General features: G+C 37.3%; 18 protein-coding genes, 1 tRNA gene and 7 pseudogenes. 14 read left to right on the top strand and 12 right to left on the bottom strand.

The features are described 5' to 3' along the window. Position 1: 1 nt before the first annotated feature. Both AYJ55_RS02600 and AYJ55_RS02595 read right to left on the bottom strand, forming a co-directional pair. Entirely contained in the window at positions 2-490 is a 489-nt protein-coding gene (locus AYJ55_RS02600) for an IS630 family transposase (RefSeq protein WP_063653499.1), read from the bottom strand. Next, a complete protein-coding gene (locus AYJ55_RS02595; RefSeq protein WP_063653415.1) occupies positions 459-824 on the bottom strand; it encodes an IS630 transposase-related protein in 366 nt (121 codons plus the stop codon). Before AYJ55_RS02595 ends, AYJ55_RS02600 begins: the two co-directional genes overlap by 32 nt. Here AYJ55_RS02595 and AYJ55_RS02590 point away from each other — a divergent pair. The 6 genes and pseudogenes from AYJ55_RS02590 (at position 823) to AYJ55_RS02560 (ending at position 5,319) form a co-directional block, all read left to right on the top strand. After that, complete coding sequence (locus tag AYJ55_RS02590) at positions 823-1,182, top strand: transposase (protein WP_063654074.1); 360 nt, start codon at positions 823-825, stop codon at positions 1,180-1,182. The genes AYJ55_RS02595 and AYJ55_RS02590 overlap by 2 nt on opposite strands. 191 nt (positions 1,183-1,373) lie before the next feature. Then, positions 1,374-2,539, top strand: a protein-coding gene (locus AYJ55_RS02580) for an IS3 family transposase (RefSeq protein ID WP_162505265.1) whose coding sequence is annotated in 2 segments (ribosomal slippage) — positions 1,374-1,629 and positions 1,629-2,539 — 1,167 coding nt in all. Because the reading frame shifts where the segments join, the coding sequence is not laid out codon by codon here. Positions 2,540-2,732: 193 nt separating this feature from the next. Continuing rightward, entirely contained in the window at positions 2,733-3,098 is a 366-nt protein-coding gene (locus AYJ55_RS02575; RefSeq protein WP_063653415.1) for an IS630 transposase-related protein, read from the top strand. Beyond that, entirely contained in the window at positions 3,022-3,555 is a 534-nt protein-coding gene (locus tag AYJ55_RS02570) for an IS630 family transposase (protein WP_342668135.1), read from the top strand. The genes AYJ55_RS02575 and AYJ55_RS02570 overlap by 77 nt, the downstream gene beginning before the upstream one ends. A 21-nt stretch (positions 3,556-3,576) precedes the next feature. Next, positions 3,577-4,215: pseudogene (locus AYJ55_RS02565) on the top strand (hypothetical protein); the annotation flags it as partial. Between the two features lie 63 nt (positions 4,216-4,278). Beyond that, positions 4,279-5,319, top strand: coding sequence for an IS481 family transposase (locus AYJ55_RS02560; RefSeq protein WP_063654070.1), 1,041 nt, complete (start codon positions 4,279-4,281; stop codon positions 5,317-5,319). A 909-nt stretch (positions 5,320-6,228) separates the two neighbouring features. Here AYJ55_RS02560 and AYJ55_RS02555 read toward each other — a convergent pair. Then, positions 6,229-6,304 (bottom strand) — tRNA-Ile (locus AYJ55_RS02555). Between the two features lie 898 nt (positions 6,305-7,202). Between AYJ55_RS02555 and AYJ55_RS02550 the strand changes: the two genes are divergently transcribed. Next, on the top strand, positions 7,203-7,637 hold the full coding sequence (locus tag AYJ55_RS02550) for a pentapeptide repeat-containing protein (RefSeq protein WP_063654068.1): 435 nt from the start codon (positions 7,203-7,205) through the stop codon (positions 7,635-7,637). A gap of 129 nt (positions 7,638-7,766) precedes the next feature. Here AYJ55_RS02550 and AYJ55_RS02545 read toward each other — a convergent pair whose 3' ends face one another. After that, on the bottom strand, positions 7,767-8,468 hold the full coding sequence (locus AYJ55_RS02545) for an acetyltransferase domain-containing protein (protein WP_162505262.1): 702 nt from the start codon (positions 8,466-8,468) through the stop codon (positions 7,767-7,769). A 154-nt stretch (positions 8,469-8,622) separates the two neighbouring features. Further along, positions 8,623-8,910, bottom strand: coding sequence for a hypothetical protein (locus tag AYJ55_RS02540; RefSeq protein ID WP_162505261.1), 288 nt, complete (start codon positions 8,908-8,910; stop codon positions 8,623-8,625). 943 nt (positions 8,911-9,853) lie between these two features. On the opposite strand from AYJ55_RS02540, the gene fruB reads away from it, so the two are divergent. Then, positions 9,854-10,762 carry a fused PTS fructose transporter subunit IIA/HPr protein gene (gene fruB, locus AYJ55_RS02535; protein WP_187153158.1) on the top strand — a complete coding sequence of 303 codons (909 nt, stop codon included), beginning with the start codon at positions 9,854-9,856 and terminating at the stop codon, positions 10,760-10,762. 32 nt (positions 10,763-10,794) lie between these two features. Here the strand turns inward: fruB and AYJ55_RS02530 are convergent, their stop codons facing one another. Further along, positions 10,795-11,283, bottom strand: coding sequence for an IS630 family transposase (locus AYJ55_RS02530; protein WP_063653499.1), 489 nt, complete (start codon positions 11,281-11,283; stop codon positions 10,795-10,797). Positions 11,284-11,300: 17 nt separating this feature from the next. Then, positions 11,301-11,618, bottom strand: a pseudogene (locus AYJ55_RS32505) (IS630 transposase-related protein); the annotation flags it as partial. 232 nt (positions 11,619-11,850) lie between these two features. Here AYJ55_RS32505 and AYJ55_RS02525 point away from each other — a divergent pair. Both AYJ55_RS02525 and AYJ55_RS34380 read left to right on the top strand, forming a co-directional pair. Beyond that, a pseudogene (locus AYJ55_RS02525) lies at positions 11,851-12,724 on the top strand (IS982 family transposase). Between the two features lie 34 nt (positions 12,725-12,758). Continuing rightward, positions 12,759-12,890, top strand: coding sequence for an HPr family phosphocarrier protein (locus tag AYJ55_RS34380; RefSeq protein WP_162505259.1), 132 nt, complete (start codon positions 12,759-12,761; stop codon positions 12,888-12,890). 66 nt (positions 12,891-12,956) lie between these two features. On the opposite strand, the gene AYJ55_RS02520 is transcribed toward AYJ55_RS34380, so the two are convergent. Then, entirely contained in the window at positions 12,957-13,445 is a 489-nt protein-coding gene (locus AYJ55_RS02520) for an IS630 family transposase (RefSeq protein WP_063653499.1), read from the bottom strand. Between the two features lies 1 nt (position 13,446). Further along, positions 13,447-13,779, bottom strand: a complete 333-nt coding sequence (locus AYJ55_RS02515) for an IS630 transposase-related protein (RefSeq protein WP_063654061.1) — start codon at positions 13,777-13,779, stop codon at positions 13,447-13,449. Positions 13,780-13,944: 165 nt separating this feature from the next. Here AYJ55_RS02515 and AYJ55_RS02510 point away from each other — a divergent pair, with 165 nt between their 5' ends. The 3 genes and pseudogenes from AYJ55_RS02510 to AYJ55_RS35425 form a co-directional block, all read left to right on the top strand. Continuing rightward, positions 13,945-14,844 (top strand): transposase family protein, encoded by a 900-nt coding sequence (locus AYJ55_RS02510; RefSeq protein ID WP_063653812.1) that lies wholly within the window; start codon positions 13,945-13,947, stop codon positions 14,842-14,844. Then, a pseudogene (locus tag AYJ55_RS24670) lies at positions 14,786-15,160 on the top strand (PfkB family carbohydrate kinase); the annotation flags it as partial. The gene AYJ55_RS02510 and the pseudogene AYJ55_RS24670, both read left to right, overlap by 59 nt. A gap of 126 nt (positions 15,161-15,286) precedes the next feature. After that, a pseudogene (locus AYJ55_RS35425) lies at positions 15,287-15,603 on the top strand (transposase zinc-binding domain-containing protein); the annotation flags it as partial. Positions 15,604-15,612: 9 nt separating this feature from the next. Here AYJ55_RS35425 and AYJ55_RS02500 read toward each other — a convergent pair. From AYJ55_RS02500 to AYJ55_RS02490, 3 genes and pseudogenes are all read right to left on the bottom strand, one after another. After that, positions 15,613-16,777: pseudogene (locus AYJ55_RS02500) on the bottom strand (IS3 family transposase). Between the two features lie 43 nt (positions 16,778-16,820). After that, positions 16,821-16,988 (bottom strand): annotated as a pseudogene (locus AYJ55_RS24660) (transposase); the annotation flags it as partial. 50 nt (positions 16,989-17,038) lie between these two features. Continuing rightward, entirely contained in the window at positions 17,039-17,515 is a 477-nt protein-coding gene (locus AYJ55_RS02490; RefSeq protein ID WP_281181084.1) for a transposase family protein, read from the bottom strand. Positions 17,516-17,534: 19 nt separating this feature from the next. Between AYJ55_RS02490 and AYJ55_RS02485 the strand changes: the two genes are divergently transcribed. Continuing rightward, a partial coding sequence (locus AYJ55_RS02485; protein WP_063654058.1) for an IS630 transposase-related protein occupies positions 17,535-17,947 on the top strand: 413 nt, incomplete at its 3' end.

Below are 17,947 nucleotides of genomic sequence, written 5' to 3'. Positions count from 1 at the left end.
ATTACAGCATATGTATTAAAAACAGGTCATCGATAGTGCATCCTGTTTCCATCTTTTTACGTTTAGCTTGAGACCATTTATGTTCTATAGGATTTAAATCTGGTGAATACACAGGCAAATATTCTATCTGGTGTCCTGCGTTTATAATTGCCTGTTCAATATTCTTACCTTTGTGAAAGCTAGCGTTGTCCATAAAAATAACAGAATTTTCAGGAAGTTCTGGGAGCAATATTTTTGTGATCCAAACATAAAAAACATCACGATTAATATTGCAATCAAATAATCCGATAGCAAAAAGGGTTGTTCCCAATAAAGCGCCAATAACATTTGTTCTTCCCTTAGCACCCCAGTTTTTCAGGCCAAAACAACGGTGACCTTTTGGGGAATAGCCGTGAGTTCGTGGAGTGTCATGTGAAAAACCACTTTCATCAATAAAAACAACAGATTTATCTTTTTTTTCATACTGTTGTCTTTTTTGCTGATGTGCCAGCCTGTCGCTTTCGTTGGTTTTTGGATGGAATAGAGTTTTTTTTATAGGTTAATCCCAGCTTTTTAAGGGATTGCCAAATAGTCTTTTTACAAACACCGAATCGCTCTGCCCGTTCCTTTTGGTAAGCATCTGGATACTGTTCCACATCTTTTGCTAAAGCATTTTTATCGAGCTTCCTCTTACGTGGCGTTGAATTTTTTGGCTCTGGTCGTTTAAGCCAACGTACTAAAGACGCTTTTCCAATACGGAATTGTTTCGCAGTTTCTCGAATTGTTAAACCTTCGGCTTTCCTTACAGATATTACTTTACGTCGAAAATCAATTGTATAACTCATAACACACCTTGTAATCAAAATTAAGTCGCCTAGCTATATTGGCGCTTTATTGGGAACAACCCTTTTTGCTATCGGATTATTTGATTGCAATATTAACCGTGATGTTTTTTATGTTTGGATCACAAAAATATTGCTCCCAGAACTTCCTGAAAATTCTGTTATTTTTATGGACAACGCTAGCTTTCACAAAGGTAAGAATATTGAACAGGCAATTATAAACGCAGGACACCAGATAGAATATTTGCCTGTGTATTCACCAGATTTAAATCCTATAGAACATAAATGGTCTCAAGCTAAACGTAAAAAGATGGAAACAGGATGCACTATCGATGACCTGTTTTTAATACATATGCTGTAATCAAAATTAAGTCGCCTAGCTATATCTGACCCATTCAGACCCAAATATGCGGTTGATGTGCAGCTGCTCGATAGTGATGGTAACGAATCCGCCACACCAACATACAAAGCCGTGCCTTTGTAGTGGCATACTAAATTTGGCCACCTAAGTTGAGGTGATATGCTTACCTCATAATTTTTATAGGTGCCGAAATGAGTAAAATAATTACTGCTGAATTTAAATGTGAAACCGCCAAATTAGTCCTTGACCAAAATTACACCTACCAGGAAGCCGCGAAAGGCATGAACGTCAGTCTTTCAGCGATTAGCCGGTGGGTAAGAGCCCTTCGTTTAGAACGTCAAGGGAAAACATCGCCTGGTCTGCCATTAACACCTGAACAAATTGAGTTCAGAGAAATGAAGAAAAAAATCCACCGGCTGGAAATGGAGAATGACATCTTAAAAAAGGCTACTGCGCTCTTAATGTCCGACTCACTGAAAAATTTTCGGTAGTTGAAAAGCTAAGAGTGCTTTATCCGGTGAAAACTTTGTGTCGTATTTTTAATGTTCACCGAAGCAGTTATCGCTATTGGTGTCGGCCTAAGGAGCCAGATATTGAGCGGACGATAAAACGTAGCCTAGTCAGCGAAGCGTGGAACGTTAGTGGCGGCTCTGCTGGCGCAAGGACTATCGCCACGATGGTTACCAATACACACAACGTGAAACTTGGGCGGTGGTTAGCGGGTAAGTTGATGAAAGAATTAATCATCGTCAGTTGCCAAGAGCGAAAACATAAATACAACCGCGGTGGAAATGAACGTATTGATATTCCAAATCTGCTCAATAGGCAGTTCGCTGTTACAAAGCCTGACCAGGTTTGGTGCGGCGATGTAACCTATATTTGGACAGGCTCACGATGGGCCTATCTGGCTGTGGTATTGGATTTGTTTGCCCGAAAACCGGTGGGCTGGGCAATGTCATTTGCACCAGACTCAGAATTAACCGCCAAAGCACTACAAATGGCTTGGGAACTACGTGGGCATCCCAAACAGGTGATGTTCCATAGTGATCAGGGAAGTCATTATACCAGTCGTCAGTATAGGCAGGCATTGTGGCGTTATCAGATGACCCAAAGTATCAGTCGCAGAGGGAATTGTTGGGATAATAGTCCGATGGAACGATTCTTCCGTAGTCTGAAGACCGAATGGGTGCCAACGACTGGCTACCAAAGCTTTAGTACTGCTCAGTCAGCCATTATTCGCTACATAACCCACTACTATAGCGATATAAGACCTCACTGGTATAATGGTGGATTAACGCCAAACGAATCAGAGCGACTGTTCCGTGAACAGTCAGGTAGGGTGGCCAATTTTAGTTGACCACTACACTTTACCTTTGCCCATGGCAGGGGTTGAAAGTGGTCTGTTCCAGTTCCCCCCAGAAGGAACCATAGTCGAAATTGCGTTTGAAGGCGGTAGAGCTGATAAGCCCTTTATTCGTCAAACCCTCAGCCAAAATAATACCCTGCCAGATATATAGCTAGGCGACTTAATTTTGATTACAAGGTGTGTTATGAGTTATACAATTGATTTTCGACGTAAAGTAATATCTGTAAGGAAAGCCGAAGGTTTAACAATTCGAGAAACTGCGAAACAATTCCGTATTGGAAAAGCGTCTTTAGTACGTTGGCTTAAACGACCAGAGCCAAAAAATTCAACGCCACGTAAGAGGAAGCTCGATAAAAATGCTTTAGCAAAAGATGTGGAACAGTATCCAGATGCTTACCAAAAGGAACGGGCAGAGCGATTCGGTGTTTGTAAAAAGACTATTTGGCAATCCCTTAAAAAGCTGGGATTAACCTATAAAAAAAACTCTATTCCATCCAAAAACCAACGAAAGCGACAGGCTGGCACATCAGCAAAAAAGACAACAGTATGAAAAAAAAGATAAATCTGTTGTTTTTATTCATGAAAGTGGTTTTTCACATGACACTCCACGAACTCACGGCTATTCCCCAAAAGGTCACCGTTGTTTTGGCCTGAAAAACTGGGGTGCTAAGGGAAGAACAAATGTTATTGGCGCTTTATTGGGAACAACCCTTTTTGCTATCGGATTATTTGATTGCAATATTAATCGTGATGTTTTTTATGTTTGGATCACAAAAATATTGCTCCCAGAACTTCCTGAAAATTCTGTTATTTTTATGGACAACGCTAGCTTTCACAAAGGTAAGAATATTGAACAGGCAATTATAAACGCAGGACACCAGATAGAATATTTGCCTGTGTATTCACCAGATTTAAATCCTATAGAACATAAATGGTCTCAAGCTAAACGTAAAAAGATGGAAACAGGATGCACTATCGATGACCTGTTTTTAATACATATGCTGTAATCAAAATTAAGTCGCCTAGCTATACAACCCGGGGAGCAATTACAGCAACAACGCAAAGAAGTTTTTCAGCGCATGACGCAGGAGGGGAGTTGGCATCGTGAAACAGACCAAAGCATTAATGAATCATCGATGTTACGCACTGTCAACGCTGATAAAGAACAGCGCGAACTGGTTGTAAGAGAAACAACGGTACAGGCAACGGATACGCTTACCGTATTAGGTACCCGAAAACTGTTAGCGGGAGCAATCCAACATTTATCCGAGGGTGATTACGCAATAGCAACATCAAAAAACTATATGGCCAGCATTGAAAAAGATATGACGGTTAATGTTGGACAAAACTCAACAATAGAAATTGGTCAAAAGCTCATAGAGAAAGTCGGACAGATTAAGCAAAGTATTGCTGGTACACAACAACACATTATCGCGCCTGTAGTTTGGATAGGTAGCGAACAAATTAATGTTGCACAGCTGATGATAGATACACTAGAAGTCATTAAAGCGTTGGCAGAGCTAACCGCCGCACACACCCATAACAACACAGGCGCACCACTTAACGCATCATCAATCAAAAGCACTGGCCGTAAGTCAAACAATTTAAAAGAAAAATACTCGCCCGTTATTAGTTGTATTAGTCTTAACTTAATCCGACAATTCTGATTTAAAAAAGAGCGTTACCGGTTTTAATTAACATCATTAGATAATTAAATAAAAGGTAATTCTATGTATCAAACAAATAATCCTATCATCAAACATAAAGTCGGGTTACTTAACCTCGCTGAAGAGCTTAATAACGTCTCAAAAGCCTGTAAGATTATGGGGGTATCCCGAGATACGTTTTATCGCTACCAGGAACTTGTTAACGATGGTGGGATAGACGCTTTAATTAATCAAAATCGACGGGTGCCTAACGTAAAAAATAGAGTAGATGAACAGATTGAAAGCGCTGTAGTCGAGTATGCGATTGAATACCCTGCACACGGTCAACACCGCAGTAGTAATGAACTAAGAAAAAAAGGCATTTTTGTTTCGGGGAGTGGCGTTCGCTCTATTTGGCTGCGCCATAATCTCGAAAATTTTACAAAACGCCTAAAAGCGCTTGAAGATAAAATCGCAACAGAAGGAATTATCCTGTCAGAATCACAAATCAGTGCTCTAGAAAAGAAAGCGCAAGATGATGAAGCCTGTGGTGAGATTGAAACAGCGCATCCAGGTTATCTGGGTTCACAAGATACTTTTTATGTCGGTCATTTAAAAGGCGTTGGTCGTGTTTATCAACAAACTTACATTGATACTTACAGTAAAGTCGTTCATTGTAAGCTTTACACAACAAAAAGCGCGATAACGGCGGCAGATTTATTAAATGACAAGGTTCTCCCTTTTTATTCCCAGCATGGGTTACCGGTGTTACGTATACTGACGGACAGAGGCAGTGAGTATTGTGGTAAAGTTGAACATCACGATTATCAACTTTATCTCGCTATCAATGATATTGATCATACAAAAACTAAAGCTCGTTCACCTCAAACTAATGGGATTTGTGAACGCTTTCATAAAACTGTATTACAAGAGTTCTATCAGGTGGCTTTTCGTAAGAAAATCTATAGGGCTTTAAATGAATTACAAGCTGATTTAGATAAATGGTTAGCGGAATATAATAACCAACGCACTCATCAAGGAAAAATGTGTTGCGGTCGAACTCCTATGGCAACTTTACACGATGGAAAACAACTTTGGAGAGAGAAAGATTTAAATCAAATTTAACCTGACAGGTACTGTATAAATAACCGGTAACTGTCAGATTAAGTCTGAGCTACTACATATTAGTCAGTAATATTATCTATCATCCAGCGTTTGCCCACCAAGTGTGGGCTTTTTTATACCTGCAATAAAACAGCCTGATCTCGTTTATAAGCGCTTTTTGCGCCTTCCATGTCTACGACCATAAAATGCCATAAAGGTAATGCTGTGGATCAATTTTCAGTGATCGTTGACAAGCAATACGGGTCACATTTACTTTGGTGCTGACACCCCACGAAATAAAAGTTTTTACCACGTAAAACGCGCTACACCGCACCCGCCTGCACAATTTGGATCTAAACATTATTTCAGTTTTAACGTGCGACAAAATCTATCGCCAGAACCCGCTACGCCTAGAGCCTTTGAGAAAACTCCAAACTGAAATGTGTGAAAAGAATTTCAGTAAATTTCAATTTTGCAGGAGAATAAAAACGCCCAAATAAAAATAACTTATTAATATTAAAAGGATTTTTTATTTTACGTGGGATTTTGGTTAGGATAGTTAAAAAAGAAAAAACAAAAAATCATTTGATAACAATATGTTAAAGTAAAGACGTTACTGAAATCTAATGAATGATTTCCATTGGTTAGTATCAACTAAAGTTACTAGACATCGTCCTGCTTTTTGCTTAGCCGTCACACCGGATTCTTTTATGCTACAATGCGGACAATGTCTTTGCTGAACTGGTTACTTTTTTGTCGCACATTTTATACTTAACTAGTGTCATTTGCTTGCCATCGTCATAGGTTATTTTTTGTTATCTACCCGATATTGGCACACAAATCAAAAAAAACCTGCTGCCATTAACTCACAGATGCAAAAAAGCCACTCGTTAAAAAGTGGCTTAATGCACTGATAAATAAGTAAAATTTTGGTGGCCCCTGCTGGATTTGAACCAGCGACCAAGCGATTATGAGTCGCCTGCTCTAACCACTGAGCCAAAGGGCCTAAGTGGGATGCATTATACGTGCTGTTTTTGTGCGGGTCTAGTCTTTATAAATCATATGCTTGTTTTATAAACAAAATCAGTAAAATTAATGATTTTGCTGTGTGTAATTTATTTATTAACTATTTCAGTTTAAATTCATGGCCAATGACTGAACAAAAATAATTATTGATAAATTTGCATTCAAAAGTTAACAGCCAAGTTATGGATGAAATATAAACTAACTCATTAGGAAATCTGCAAAAGTCTATTGATAGAGTTTAAGTATTGATAATAGGTTATGAGCATAATTGATGTTGAACAACATCAAGAAAATAAATATTAAAAACTTATACGCCTTATCTTATAAGAAATAACAATCTGGATAAAATAAATAATCTGATTAATATAAATTATTGTATGACATTATTATGTTGAATTTAAAGAAAACGTTAGAAAAATTATATAGTATAAATTCGATATATCTGATTATATATCAATACTAATAACATATTCAGTAATATTAATATATATCTATTGTTGTAATACCATTAATCAAAAATAGGCCAATTGCATTTATTTTAAATTTAATACTATTAGGGAAATAGGAAGTATGGCATATATAAATATGGATACCAATCGTTGTTCAATGTTTACTAATTACGCAATAAATCTTAACCCGATAGAAGGAAAAGAATTAGCGACGTCACCGAAAGGCTTACTTGAACATATCACGAGTTTCGCACCAATAAAAAAACGCTCTATTTTTAAGTTTAATTCAGCATAATATGTAAATAGACAAAATCTTATAAATTAAAAGCAACTTATTGTAATTTAAACAAATTTATACGTTTTAGTAACTTGCAAATTAACCATTGCTTTTAAGCCATTTCTGGAATTTTATATGCCTGTGCGAAACTCGTGTCTAAATTTAACAATGCAAATTTCGATCATGCTTCATTAAACGAAGTAAACGTAAAACGCAGTACTTTTCAAAAAGCAATATTTACTGAAGCCAATTTAAGCCAATCAAACATAAGACTGTCTAATTTATCTGACACAAATATGCAGGATGCAAAATTAAATGACACAGATTTTCTCGGTTCAGCTTTTATATTAGCAAATATGAGCAGAGCTAATCTAACAAAGGCAAAAATGTTTTTTGTAAATATGACCGGAGCAACGCTAAATAACGCAAATCTATATCAAGCAGATTTAAACAATACGACTTTAAAGAAAGCAAGTCTAAAAGAGACCATTCTAATTGAAGCAAAGTTTAATAATGCAGATCTTGTAGGCACTGCTCTGGAAAAAGAAAATCTATCAGAAGCAATACCACGAGTTTCGCACCAATAAAAAAACGCTCTATTTTTAAGTTTAATTCAGCATAATATATAAATAGACAAAATCTTATAAATTAAAAGCAACTTATTATAATTTAAACAAATTTATACGTTTTAGTAACTTGCAAATTAACCATTGCTTTTAAGCCATTTCTGGAATTTTATATGCCTGTGCGAAACTCGTGAATACATAAAGATGCAAAATATAAAAAAACATCGGTACTGAACCATAGGTTACTAAGGGTTTTAACCATGGTAAATTTTGTTTTAACTCAAGTAACCGAAGCAGTAGTAAGCCAATACCCAGCGTCAACATAATGAATAATAAAGAAGGCGGATATTTGGTAATATTCAAAAAACTCATCATCGTATCCAGCCAAGAGCTCGCTAATATCCATGGTTTATCACCATAGATATTAATTGTTCTTAAACAAATAAAACCAACTAACAGGCCAACACCCCAGCAATTTAGTTTCTTCAATCGCTGTTGCTGATTACAACTTTCTGTAAACCATGAACCAGCCAAATAACTAAATATAATTAAACCAATCCATGGCAGTATTAGATAAGATGTACGCGCTTTGATACTGTCAGTAATCTCAACCCATCCTCTATCATGCAGTATTGCCCAGGGAATATGCATAAAATGATCGGTTGGGAATGGGAAATGCAATGTATCTAATAGATTATGACCTGCAATCAATAAAACAGTCAGTACTACCAACAGCCATCTTGGTAACCAAAGTAAAATTGCTAAGGCGATCATCAAAAACCCAATCGCCCATATGACCTGCAGAAAAACTTTTGCCGGCGGTAATTGAAAAGTCCAAGCAAAATTGATCAACGTGAGTTCAAGGATGACACGAGTTTCGCACAAGCATATAAAATTCCAGAAATGGCTTAAAAGCAATGGTTAATTTGCAAGTTACTAAAACGTATAAATTTGTTTAAATTATAATAAATTGCTTTTAATTTATAAGATTTTGTCTATTTATATATTATGCTGAATTAAACTTAAAAATAGAGCGTTTTTTTATTGGTGCGAAAGTCGTGATGATAAGAAATAACCCGCGTTTAAATAAAAATTGACTAGTGGCTAACTGGGAATATGTTTTTTTACTTCCATATAAATAAGCCGATAAACCGGTCAAAAAAATAAAAAAACGGCGCACAAAGATGAGTAGTAAATCGACTAAAAAAAGATCAGCCGGTGTTTCACCCGCTATCATTGGATCAGGGATCTGCATATGAAGGAAAAATGTTTCTCGCGCATGATCTAATAACATTAAAAGCATGACAATGCCTCTTAATGCATCGATCGATAATAATCGATTACTAATGTTGGACGGGCAAGTTATAGCGCAATTCATAGTAATGAAAACTCCCTGTGTGGCCTAGTTAAAATAAAAAATGCTTCATTAGTGATAAATAGCAAAATGATTATGTAATAATATAACATTATGCTATCGAATTAATTAATAAAAAACAATAACTATGCATCCCTGCACAAATAACAATTAATAATGCTGTCGCATCATTGTTTTTTTATTTAACTAAAAATAAATATTTTTATTACTTTTCATTAAAATGTGAAAATAATTAGTTAATAACATTAAGAAAAAATATTCACCAATTTATCAACAAATAAAACATTGTATTTTACATATATTTAATTAATTATTAAAATTACCCCAAATTATCTTACTATTTAGTCTTCAACAAAAAATAACTAAATGGCCAGACTATTATTTGATATTACACAGAAAAATATTGCTATATCCCGATTAAACCAAAATAAATACAAATAATTATAAATATTAATTTAATTTTAATTTTAATTTTAATTTTAATTTTAATTTTAATTTTAATTAACAAAATTGCATGATATTTCCCAAGATTAAAACATCTATCACTAAGATTTAATTATTTTACTTTAATCTACTATTAAGATCACATTTTTATATCAATTAGCTTACTTCCATTTTTTTATTTTGCCAACCTAGGCTTATATTTTTTCGTTTAGTAAATCAAAAAGCATTTTATTCGTGAACAAACTCATAAAAACAAAAATTACCATTAGATAAACATATCTGTTTTTATCTAAAGTTACATGCAAATTGAAACGATTCAGCTTGCATAAAATAAAACCTAAAATAGCTTTTGTGGTTTAAGTGTATAAAAACTGCAGCGTTTCACTCATTTATATGAATAGGAGAAAACATGTTTCATGTGCCTAAAAAAGATATCCATTTAGCACAAATTGCCGATCATAAACAACATGCCATCGCACAAGTTGCCCAAGCATTGATCAATGCGGGTTACGTTACGCCAGATTATCTAATGGGTATGCAAAAAAGGGAAAATCAAGCGTCAACTTATTTAGGCAATGGTATTGCGATTCCTCGTGGTACCGTAGAAACGCGCCATAATGTATTACAGACAGGTGTACAAGTATTTCAGTTTCCACAGGGCATAGATTGGGATAATGGCCACAAAGCTTATATTGTCATCGGCATAGCTGCTAAATCAGAGGAACATTTAACCTTATTACGACAACTGACACACATTCTAAGTGATGAAAATATTGCCAAGCAATTGGCAACCACGACATCAATAGACACAATATATAATATATTGCTTGCCCAAGAGTCGATTGATGATTTCATTTTCAACGCTTCCATGATCTCTTTAGATGTTAATACCGACCATATCATGACACTGCAAGCGTTAAATATTAATCACTTACAGGATGCAAATGCCATTAATAATGATTTTATCGTTGATGTGATCACTAATCCACCGCTTTATTTAGGCCAAGGTATCTGGCTGAGTGATAGTAAAAAAGGTAATCTAAAAACAGCAATGGCCATTGCGCGCCCTAAAGAACCTTTATCTCATCAAGATCATCAACTTTGCCTACTTATCACGCTATCATGCAAAGATAATCTAGCTAATAATACTTTAAATCACCTGGCCAATTTATTGATCGATAAAAAAATAGCGAAATTGTTACAAGCACCAGATGCCGTACAAGTATTTAGCTTGCTAACAACTGAAACAAACGAAGAAAAAGAGACATTATCCGTGAAGTTTACGTTAAACAATAAACATGGATTACATGCACACCCAAGTTCGTAATTAGTTAATATAGCTAGGCGACTTAATTTTGATTACAGCATATGTATTAAAAACAGGTCATCGATAGTGCATCCTGTTTCCATCTTTTTACGTTTAGCTTGAGACCATTTATGTTCTATAGGATTTAAATCTGGTGAATACACAGGCAAATATTCTATCTGGTGTCCTGCGTTTATAATTGCCTGTTCAATATTCTTACCTTTGTGAAAGCTAGCGTTGTCCATAAAAATAACAGAATTTTCAGGAAGTTCTGGGAGCAATATTTTTGTGATCCAAACATAAAAAACATCACGGTTAATATTGCAATCAAATAATCCGATAGCAAAAAGGGTTGTTCCCAATAAAGCGCCAATAACATTTGTTCTTCCCTTAGCACCCCAGTTTTTCAGGCCAAAACAACGGTGACCTTTTGGGGAATAGCCGTGAGTTCGTGGAGTGTCATGTGAAAAACCACTTTCATCAATAAAAACAACAGATTTATCTTTTTTTTCATACTGTTGTCTTTTTTGCTGATGTGCCAGCCTGTCGCTTTCGTTGGTTTTTGGATGGAATAGAGTTTTTTTTTATAGGTTAATCCCAGCTTTTTAAGGGATTGCCAAATAGTCTTTTTACAAACACCGAATCGCTCTGCCCGTTCCTTTTGGTAAGCATCTGGATACTGTTCCACATCTTTTGCTAAAGCATTTTTATCGAGCTTCCTCTTACGTGGCGTTGAATTTTTTGGCTCTGGTCGTTTAAGCCAACGTACTAAAGACGCTTTTCCAATACGGAATTGTTTCGCAGTTTCTCGAATTGTTAAACCTTCGGCTTTCCTTACAGATATTACTTTACGTCGAAAATCAATTGTATAACTCATAACACACCTTGTAATCAAAATTAAGTCGCCTAGCTATACAATAAAAAAATTTAACAGCAAAATCACTATTACTAATTTGGATGGGAGCGGAATTCCCGCTAATGGCCATAATATAACCTGAGTTCGGGATAAGAAATAAAGTGAAAGTCTTGCTATTCAAATAGTTGAATGCGCATATTTTGTTAAAATACTCTAACAATCTAGTTAAAGAGTAGAGCATTGTTAAACAATTATGGAAAATCTTACTGAACTTTATTGCCTGATGGATGATTTTTGTAAAGACTTCGAGCCAAAAATGCATGAAATTTTGCTGAATAACAGTAGTAAACGTCGTAGACGGTCTACTCAGCTTTCATTGGTTGAAATGATGACACTGGTTGTTTTGTTTCATCAACTCCGATTCAGCCAATTCAAGGTATTTTATCTCTATTATGTCCGTTTATATCTCAGGAAGGAATTTCCTAACTTGCCATCATAATTCACGCTGCGTAGAGTTACTTCCGCGCAGTGCCTTAGCTTTAACGGCACTGTTTGAGTCAATTAAGGGAAAGTGCACGGGTCTGTCGGTTGCCGATTCTACTCCGATAGCTGTGTGTGATAACTTACGGATCCGCCGGCATAAAGTCTTCGATGGGATAGCTGAACGAGGAAAAACCTCAACAGATTGGTTCTTTGGTTTCAAACTTCATGTAATTATCAATCATTTGGGGGAAATACTCAGTTTTCGACTTACACCAGGAAACACAGATGATCGGAAACCATTACCTGAGCTGATAAAAGATCTTTCTGGTTGTTTGTATGCGGATAAAGGGTATTTATCGGCTTCACTGAAACAGCAATTGAAAACAATGGGAATTAACCTTATAACGAATATCAAGAAGAAAATGAAGCTTGTTGAACAGACTTGTTTCGACAAAGTCATCTTGCGTCATCGTTCTGTCATTGAATCGGTATTTGATGAGTTAAAAAATCTTTGTCAGATAGCGCATACGCAGCACCGCTCTCCTGCTAACTTTGTAGTGAATTTATTAGCCGTGCGGGTTGCATATTGTTTAATTCCATCTAAACCAAAGATACCTGTGGCAGGAACATCTCTTCAAGCATAATTGATAATGCTTATCCCGAACTCAGGTTAATATAATGAGTGTCATTGGATTAGTTGCACGTCAAAATCATCGTATCCAATTTAAGATCAGTGGCCTTGACGCCCAAGCAACCTTACATGCTATTGAACAGGTCATTAGCGCTAATATGGATGAGGAAATTGCATGAAAAGTAAGGTTGCTACCATTACATTAAATCCCGCCTATGATTTATAGCTAGGCGACTTAATTTTGATTACAGCATATGTATTAAAAACAGGTCATCGATAGTGCATCCTGTTTCCATCTTTTTACGTTTAGCTTGAGACCATTTATGTTCTATAGGATTTAAATCTGGTGAATACACAGGCAAATATTCTATCTGGTGTCCTGCGTTTATAATTGCCTGTTCAATATTCTTACCTTTGTGAAAGCTAGCGTTGTCCATAAAAATAACAGAATTTTCAGGAAGTTCTGGGAGCAATATTTTTGTGATCCAAACATAAAAAACATCACGATTAATATTGCAATCAAATAATCCGATAGCAAAAAGGGTTGTTCCCAATAAAGCGCCAATAACATTTGTTCTTCCCTTAGCACCCCAGTTTTTCAGGCCAAAACAACGGTGACCTTTTGGGGAATAGCCGTGAGTTCGTGGAGTGTCATGTGAAAAACCACTTTCATCAATAAAAACAACAGATTTATCTTTTTTTTCATACTGTTGTCTTTTTTGCTGATGTGCCAGCCTATCGCTTTCGTTGGTTTTTGGATGGAATAGAGTTTTTTTTATAGGTTAATCCCAGCTTTTTAAGGGTTTGCCTAATAGTCTTTTTACAAACACCGAATCGCTCTGCCCGTTCCTTTTGGTAAGCATCTGGATACTGTTCCACATCTTTTGCTAAAGCATTTTTATCGAGCTTCCTCTTACGTGGCGTTGAATTTTTTGGCTCTGGTCGTTTAAGCCAACGTACTAAAGACGCTTTTCCAATACGGAATTGTTTCGCAGTTTCTCGAATTGTTAAACCTTCGGCTTTCCTTACAGATATTACTTTACGTCGAAAATCAATTGTATAACTCATAACACACCTTGTAATCAAAATTAAGTCGCCTAGCTATAGTCGGTATGTTAGACAATATTGAAAAAGGTGCCGTCAACTTAAAAATAGTTGCTGAATAGAGACTTGCATTTTTTGTCACGCTATAGACAATAAAAAGAGGTTTAACTTAGAAAATAACGGTTTGAAATGATCAACAAAGAGCGGTTGTTACGAGATAATCGTTTATGTAAAGCAATCATTGGATTATCAGTCGAAGAATTGAAAAATTTAGCCGCTGAATTTTCAGCTTGTTATTTGATTTATCGGAAAAAGAATCGAAAAGATCACGAGCGGCAAATGGGTGCAGGGCAGAAAGGATTTATCCCAACCCCATTAGATAAACTGCTTTTTATTTTATTGTATTTAAAATGTTATCCGACCTATGATTTGCAAGGACTTCTTTTTGGTTTAGATAGAACACGGGTATGTCGCTGGGTAAAAATATTATTGCCGGTTTTAGAGATGACCTTGGGGCGAGAATGTGTTTTGCCCGCTCGTCAAATTCGCTCTGCTGAGGAATTTTTTCGCGCCTTTCCTGGAGTTAAAGACGTCTTTATTGATGGGACAGAGCGACCTGTCCAAAAGCCTAAGAATCTGCGTCGGCGAAAAAAAATGTATTCGGGAAAGAAAAGACAGACCACTCGAAAAGGGCTTATTATGACTGACGAAACGAGGAAAATTGGATTTATCCCCATGATCAAAAATGGGCGCCGTCACGATAAACGCTTACTCGATAAAGTCGATATAATTCGCCATATTCCCCCTGAGGTAACCATCTGGGCCGATACCGGTTTTCAAGGTATAGATAAACAGCATCCTAATACACAAATCCCAAAAAAAGGAACTCGAAAAAGACCTTTATCGCCTGAACAAAAACAAGAAAATAAAATAATCTCGGGCATCCGTATTACGGTTGAACACGCCATCGCGGGTATCAAGCGCCTCGGTTGTATGACCCAAATTTTACGGAATCGTAGACCCTTTATTGATGATACCTTTTTACTCCTTAGTGCCGGTCTTTGGAATTTCCATCTCAGAACAGCCTAAAATTTACTTCAATCACCGAAATACCCTTATTTCACTATTAAGCAACACGCTTTTAGTTAAAACCCATGGATTATATCCAACAGGTAAAGGCATTAATGTTGCTAATACATTAAAAAATCTAAACATTAATGTCACTGTTGGTGGTTTTTTAGGGAAAGAAAATTTAACCGGTTTCCAACAGGATTTCAAGGAGCGCGGGATCATAAATCGTTTTCATGTCATCGAGGGTAGAACTCGAATTAACGTCAAATTGACAGAAAAAAATAGTGTAGTTAGTGATTTTAATTTTTCCGGTTTTGAAGTCAACAAACAGGATTGACAGCATTTTGCTGAACGTAGCACGCTCCGCGTGAGCGGCGCAGCTACGCTGCTTCGGGGATGTTAATAAGCTGAGTACTATTTTATACTCTGCGAAAAAATACCCATAGGGTAATTTACTCAAATATATATCCCGCGTCCTGCTAAACTGCTTTTCACCATCAATGACGGCTGGAATAAGTTCCTCGAAAAACACGGTAGACAGCGTCAGTTCGTGAACCCGTCTATCTGTCGAGCGTATGCTTGCCTGCGACACTTGTTCCATGCTATTGTTGCGCTTCGCCTGAATGCTCCCACAGCCGTTTTTTCTGCCAGAGCTGTAAATCAAAAGCCTGCAGCTCATGCGGCTTCAAAGCCACAGAGCTGTGGTTAGCACAGCAGGTTCATATTTTGCCTGATTGCGACTGGCAACATATTACTTTCACCATGCCTCATCTCCTTTTGTAGTGGTCAACTAAAATTGGCCACCCTACCTGACTGTTCACGGAACAGTCGCTCTGATTCGTTTGGCGTTAATCCACCGTTATACCAGTGAGGTCTTATATCGCTATAGTAGTGGGTTATGTAGCGAATAATGGCTGACTGAGCAGTACTAAAGCTTTGGTAGCCAGTCGTTGGCACCCATTCGGTCTTCAGACTACGGAAGAATCGTTCCATCGGACTATTATCCCAACAATTCCCTCTGCGACTGATACTTTGGGTCATCTGATAACGCCACAATGCCTGCCTATACTGACGACTGGTATAATGACTTCCCTGATCACTATGGAACATCACCTGTTTGGGATGCCCACGTAGTTCCCAAGCCATTTGTAGTGCTTTGGCGGTTAATTCTGAGTTGGTGCAAATGACATTGCCCAGCCCACCGGTTTTCGGGCAAACAAATCCAATACCACAGCCAGATAGGCCCATCGTGAGCCTGTCCAAATATAGGTTACATCGCCGCACCAAACCTGGTCAGGCTTTGTAACAGCGAACTGCCTATTGAGCAGATTTGGAATATCAATACGTTCATTTCCACCGCGGTTGTATTTATGTTTTCGCTCTTGGCAACTGACGATGATTAATTCTTTCATCAACTTACCCGCTAACCACCGCCCAAGTTTCACGTTGTGTGTATTGGTAACCATCGTGGCGATAGTCCTTGCGCCAGCAGAGCCGCCACTAACGTTCCACGCTTCGCTGACTAGGCTACGTTTTATCGTCCGCTCAATATCTGGCTCCTTAGGCCGACACCAATAGCGATAACTGCTTCGGTGAACATTAAAAATACGACACAAAGTTTTCACCGGATAAAGCACTCTTAGCTTTTCAACTACCGAAAATTTTTCAGTGAGTCGGACATTAAGAGCGCAGTAGCCTTTTTTAAGATGTCATTCTCCATTTCCAGCCGGTGGATTTTTTTCTTCATTTCTCTGAACTCAATTTGTTCAGGTGTTAATGGCAGACCAGGCGATGTTTTCCCTTGACGTTCTAAACGAAGGGCTCTTACCCACCGGCTAATCGCTGAAAGACTGACGTTCATGCCTTTCGCGGCTTCCTGGTAGGTGTAATTTTGGTCAAGGACTAATTTGGCGGTTTCACATTTAAATTCAGCAGTAATTATTTTACTCATTTCGGCACCTATAAAAATTATGAGGTAAGCATATCACCTCAACTTAGGTGGCCAAATTTAGTATGCCACTACAAAACTGGGTAATAAATTCATCGGATGTCATGACCAGGTCTTCCTGTTTTTTCGTGCGGTGGCTCTTATAGCGTAACGTGATGTTATCTTCGCCGGAATAATGTTTTAAGCGACTGAGCGAGACAGGGGGTTTCTTTAAGCGTGTTGCTTAATAGTGAAATAAGGGTATTTCGGTGATTGAAGTAAATTTTAGGCTGTTCTGAGATGGAAATTCCAAAGACCGGCACTAAGGAGTAAAAAGGTATCATCAATAAAGGGTCTACGATTCCGTAAAATTTGGGTCATACAACCGAGGCGCTTGATACCCGCGATGGCGTGTTCAACCGTAATACGGATGCCCGAGATTATTTTATTTTCTTGTTTTTGTTCAGGCGATAAAGGTCTTTTTCGAGTTCCTTTTTTTGGGATTTGTGTATTAGGATGCTGTTTATCTATACCTTGAAAACCGGTATCGGCCCAGATGGTTACCTCAGGGGGAATATGGCGAATTATATCGACTTTATCGAGTAAGCGTTTATCGTGACGGCGCCCATTTTTGATCATGGGGATAAATCCAATTTTCCTCGTTTCGTCAGTCATAATAAGCCCTTTTCGAGTGGTCTGTCTTTTCTTTCCCGAATACATTTTTTTTCGCCGACGCAGATTCTTATAGCTAGACGACTTAATTTTGATTACAAGGTGTGTTATGAGTTATACAATTGATTTTCGACGTAAAGTAATATCTGTAAGGAAAGCCGAAGGTTTAACAATTCGAGAAACTGCGAAACAATTCCGTATTGGAAAAGCGTCTTTAGTACGTTGGCTTAAACGACCAGAGCCAAAAAATTCAACGCCACGTAAGAGGAAGCTCGATAAAAATGCTTTAGCAAAAGATGTGGAACAGTATCCAGATGCTTACCAAAAGGAACGGGCAGAGCGATTCGGTGTTTGTAAAAAGACTATTTGGCAATCCCTTAAAAAGCTGGGATTAACCTATAAAAAAAACTCTATTCCATCCAAAAACCAACGAAAGCGACAGGCTGGCACATCAGCAAAAAGACAACAGTATGAAAAAAAGATAAATCTGTTGTTTTTATTGATGAAAGTGGTTTTCACATG

Origin of the sequence: Candidatus Arsenophonus triatominarum (assembly GCF_001640365.1) — a bacterium.
GTDB classification, from domain to species: Bacteria; Pseudomonadota; Gammaproteobacteria; order Enterobacterales; family Enterobacteriaceae; genus Arsenophonus; species Arsenophonus triatominarum.
Note: the sequence above shows the minus strand (reverse complement) of the source record. Positions and strands in the feature narration are given on the sequence as shown.

Excerpts from the sequence above, each read along its gene's own strand:
- AYJ55_RS02515 (WP_063654061.1), bottom strand. The coding sequence starts at position 13,779 with ATGAGTTATACAATTGATTTTCGACGTAAAGTAATATCTGTAAGGAAA.
- AYJ55_RS02510 (WP_063653812.1), top strand. The coding sequence starts at position 13,945 with ATGATCAACAAAGAGCGGTTGTTACGAGATAATCGTTTATGTAAAGCA.
- AYJ55_RS02595 (WP_063653415.1), bottom strand. The coding sequence starts at position 824 with ATGAGTTATACAATTGATTTTCGACGTAAAGTAATATCTGTAAGGAAA.
- AYJ55_RS02560 (WP_063654070.1), top strand. The coding sequence starts at position 4,279 with ATGTATCAAACAAATAATCCTATCATCAAACATAAAGTCGGGTTACTT.
- AYJ55_RS02540 (WP_162505261.1), bottom strand. The coding sequence starts at position 8,910 with ATGTTATTAGATCATGCGCGAGAAACATTTTTCCTTCATATGCAGATC.
- AYJ55_RS34380 (WP_162505259.1), top strand. The coding sequence starts at position 12,759 with ATGAGTGTCATTGGATTAGTTGCACGTCAAAATCATCGTATCCAATTT.
- AYJ55_RS02575 (WP_063653415.1), top strand. The coding sequence starts at position 2,733 with ATGAGTTATACAATTGATTTTCGACGTAAAGTAATATCTGTAAGGAAA.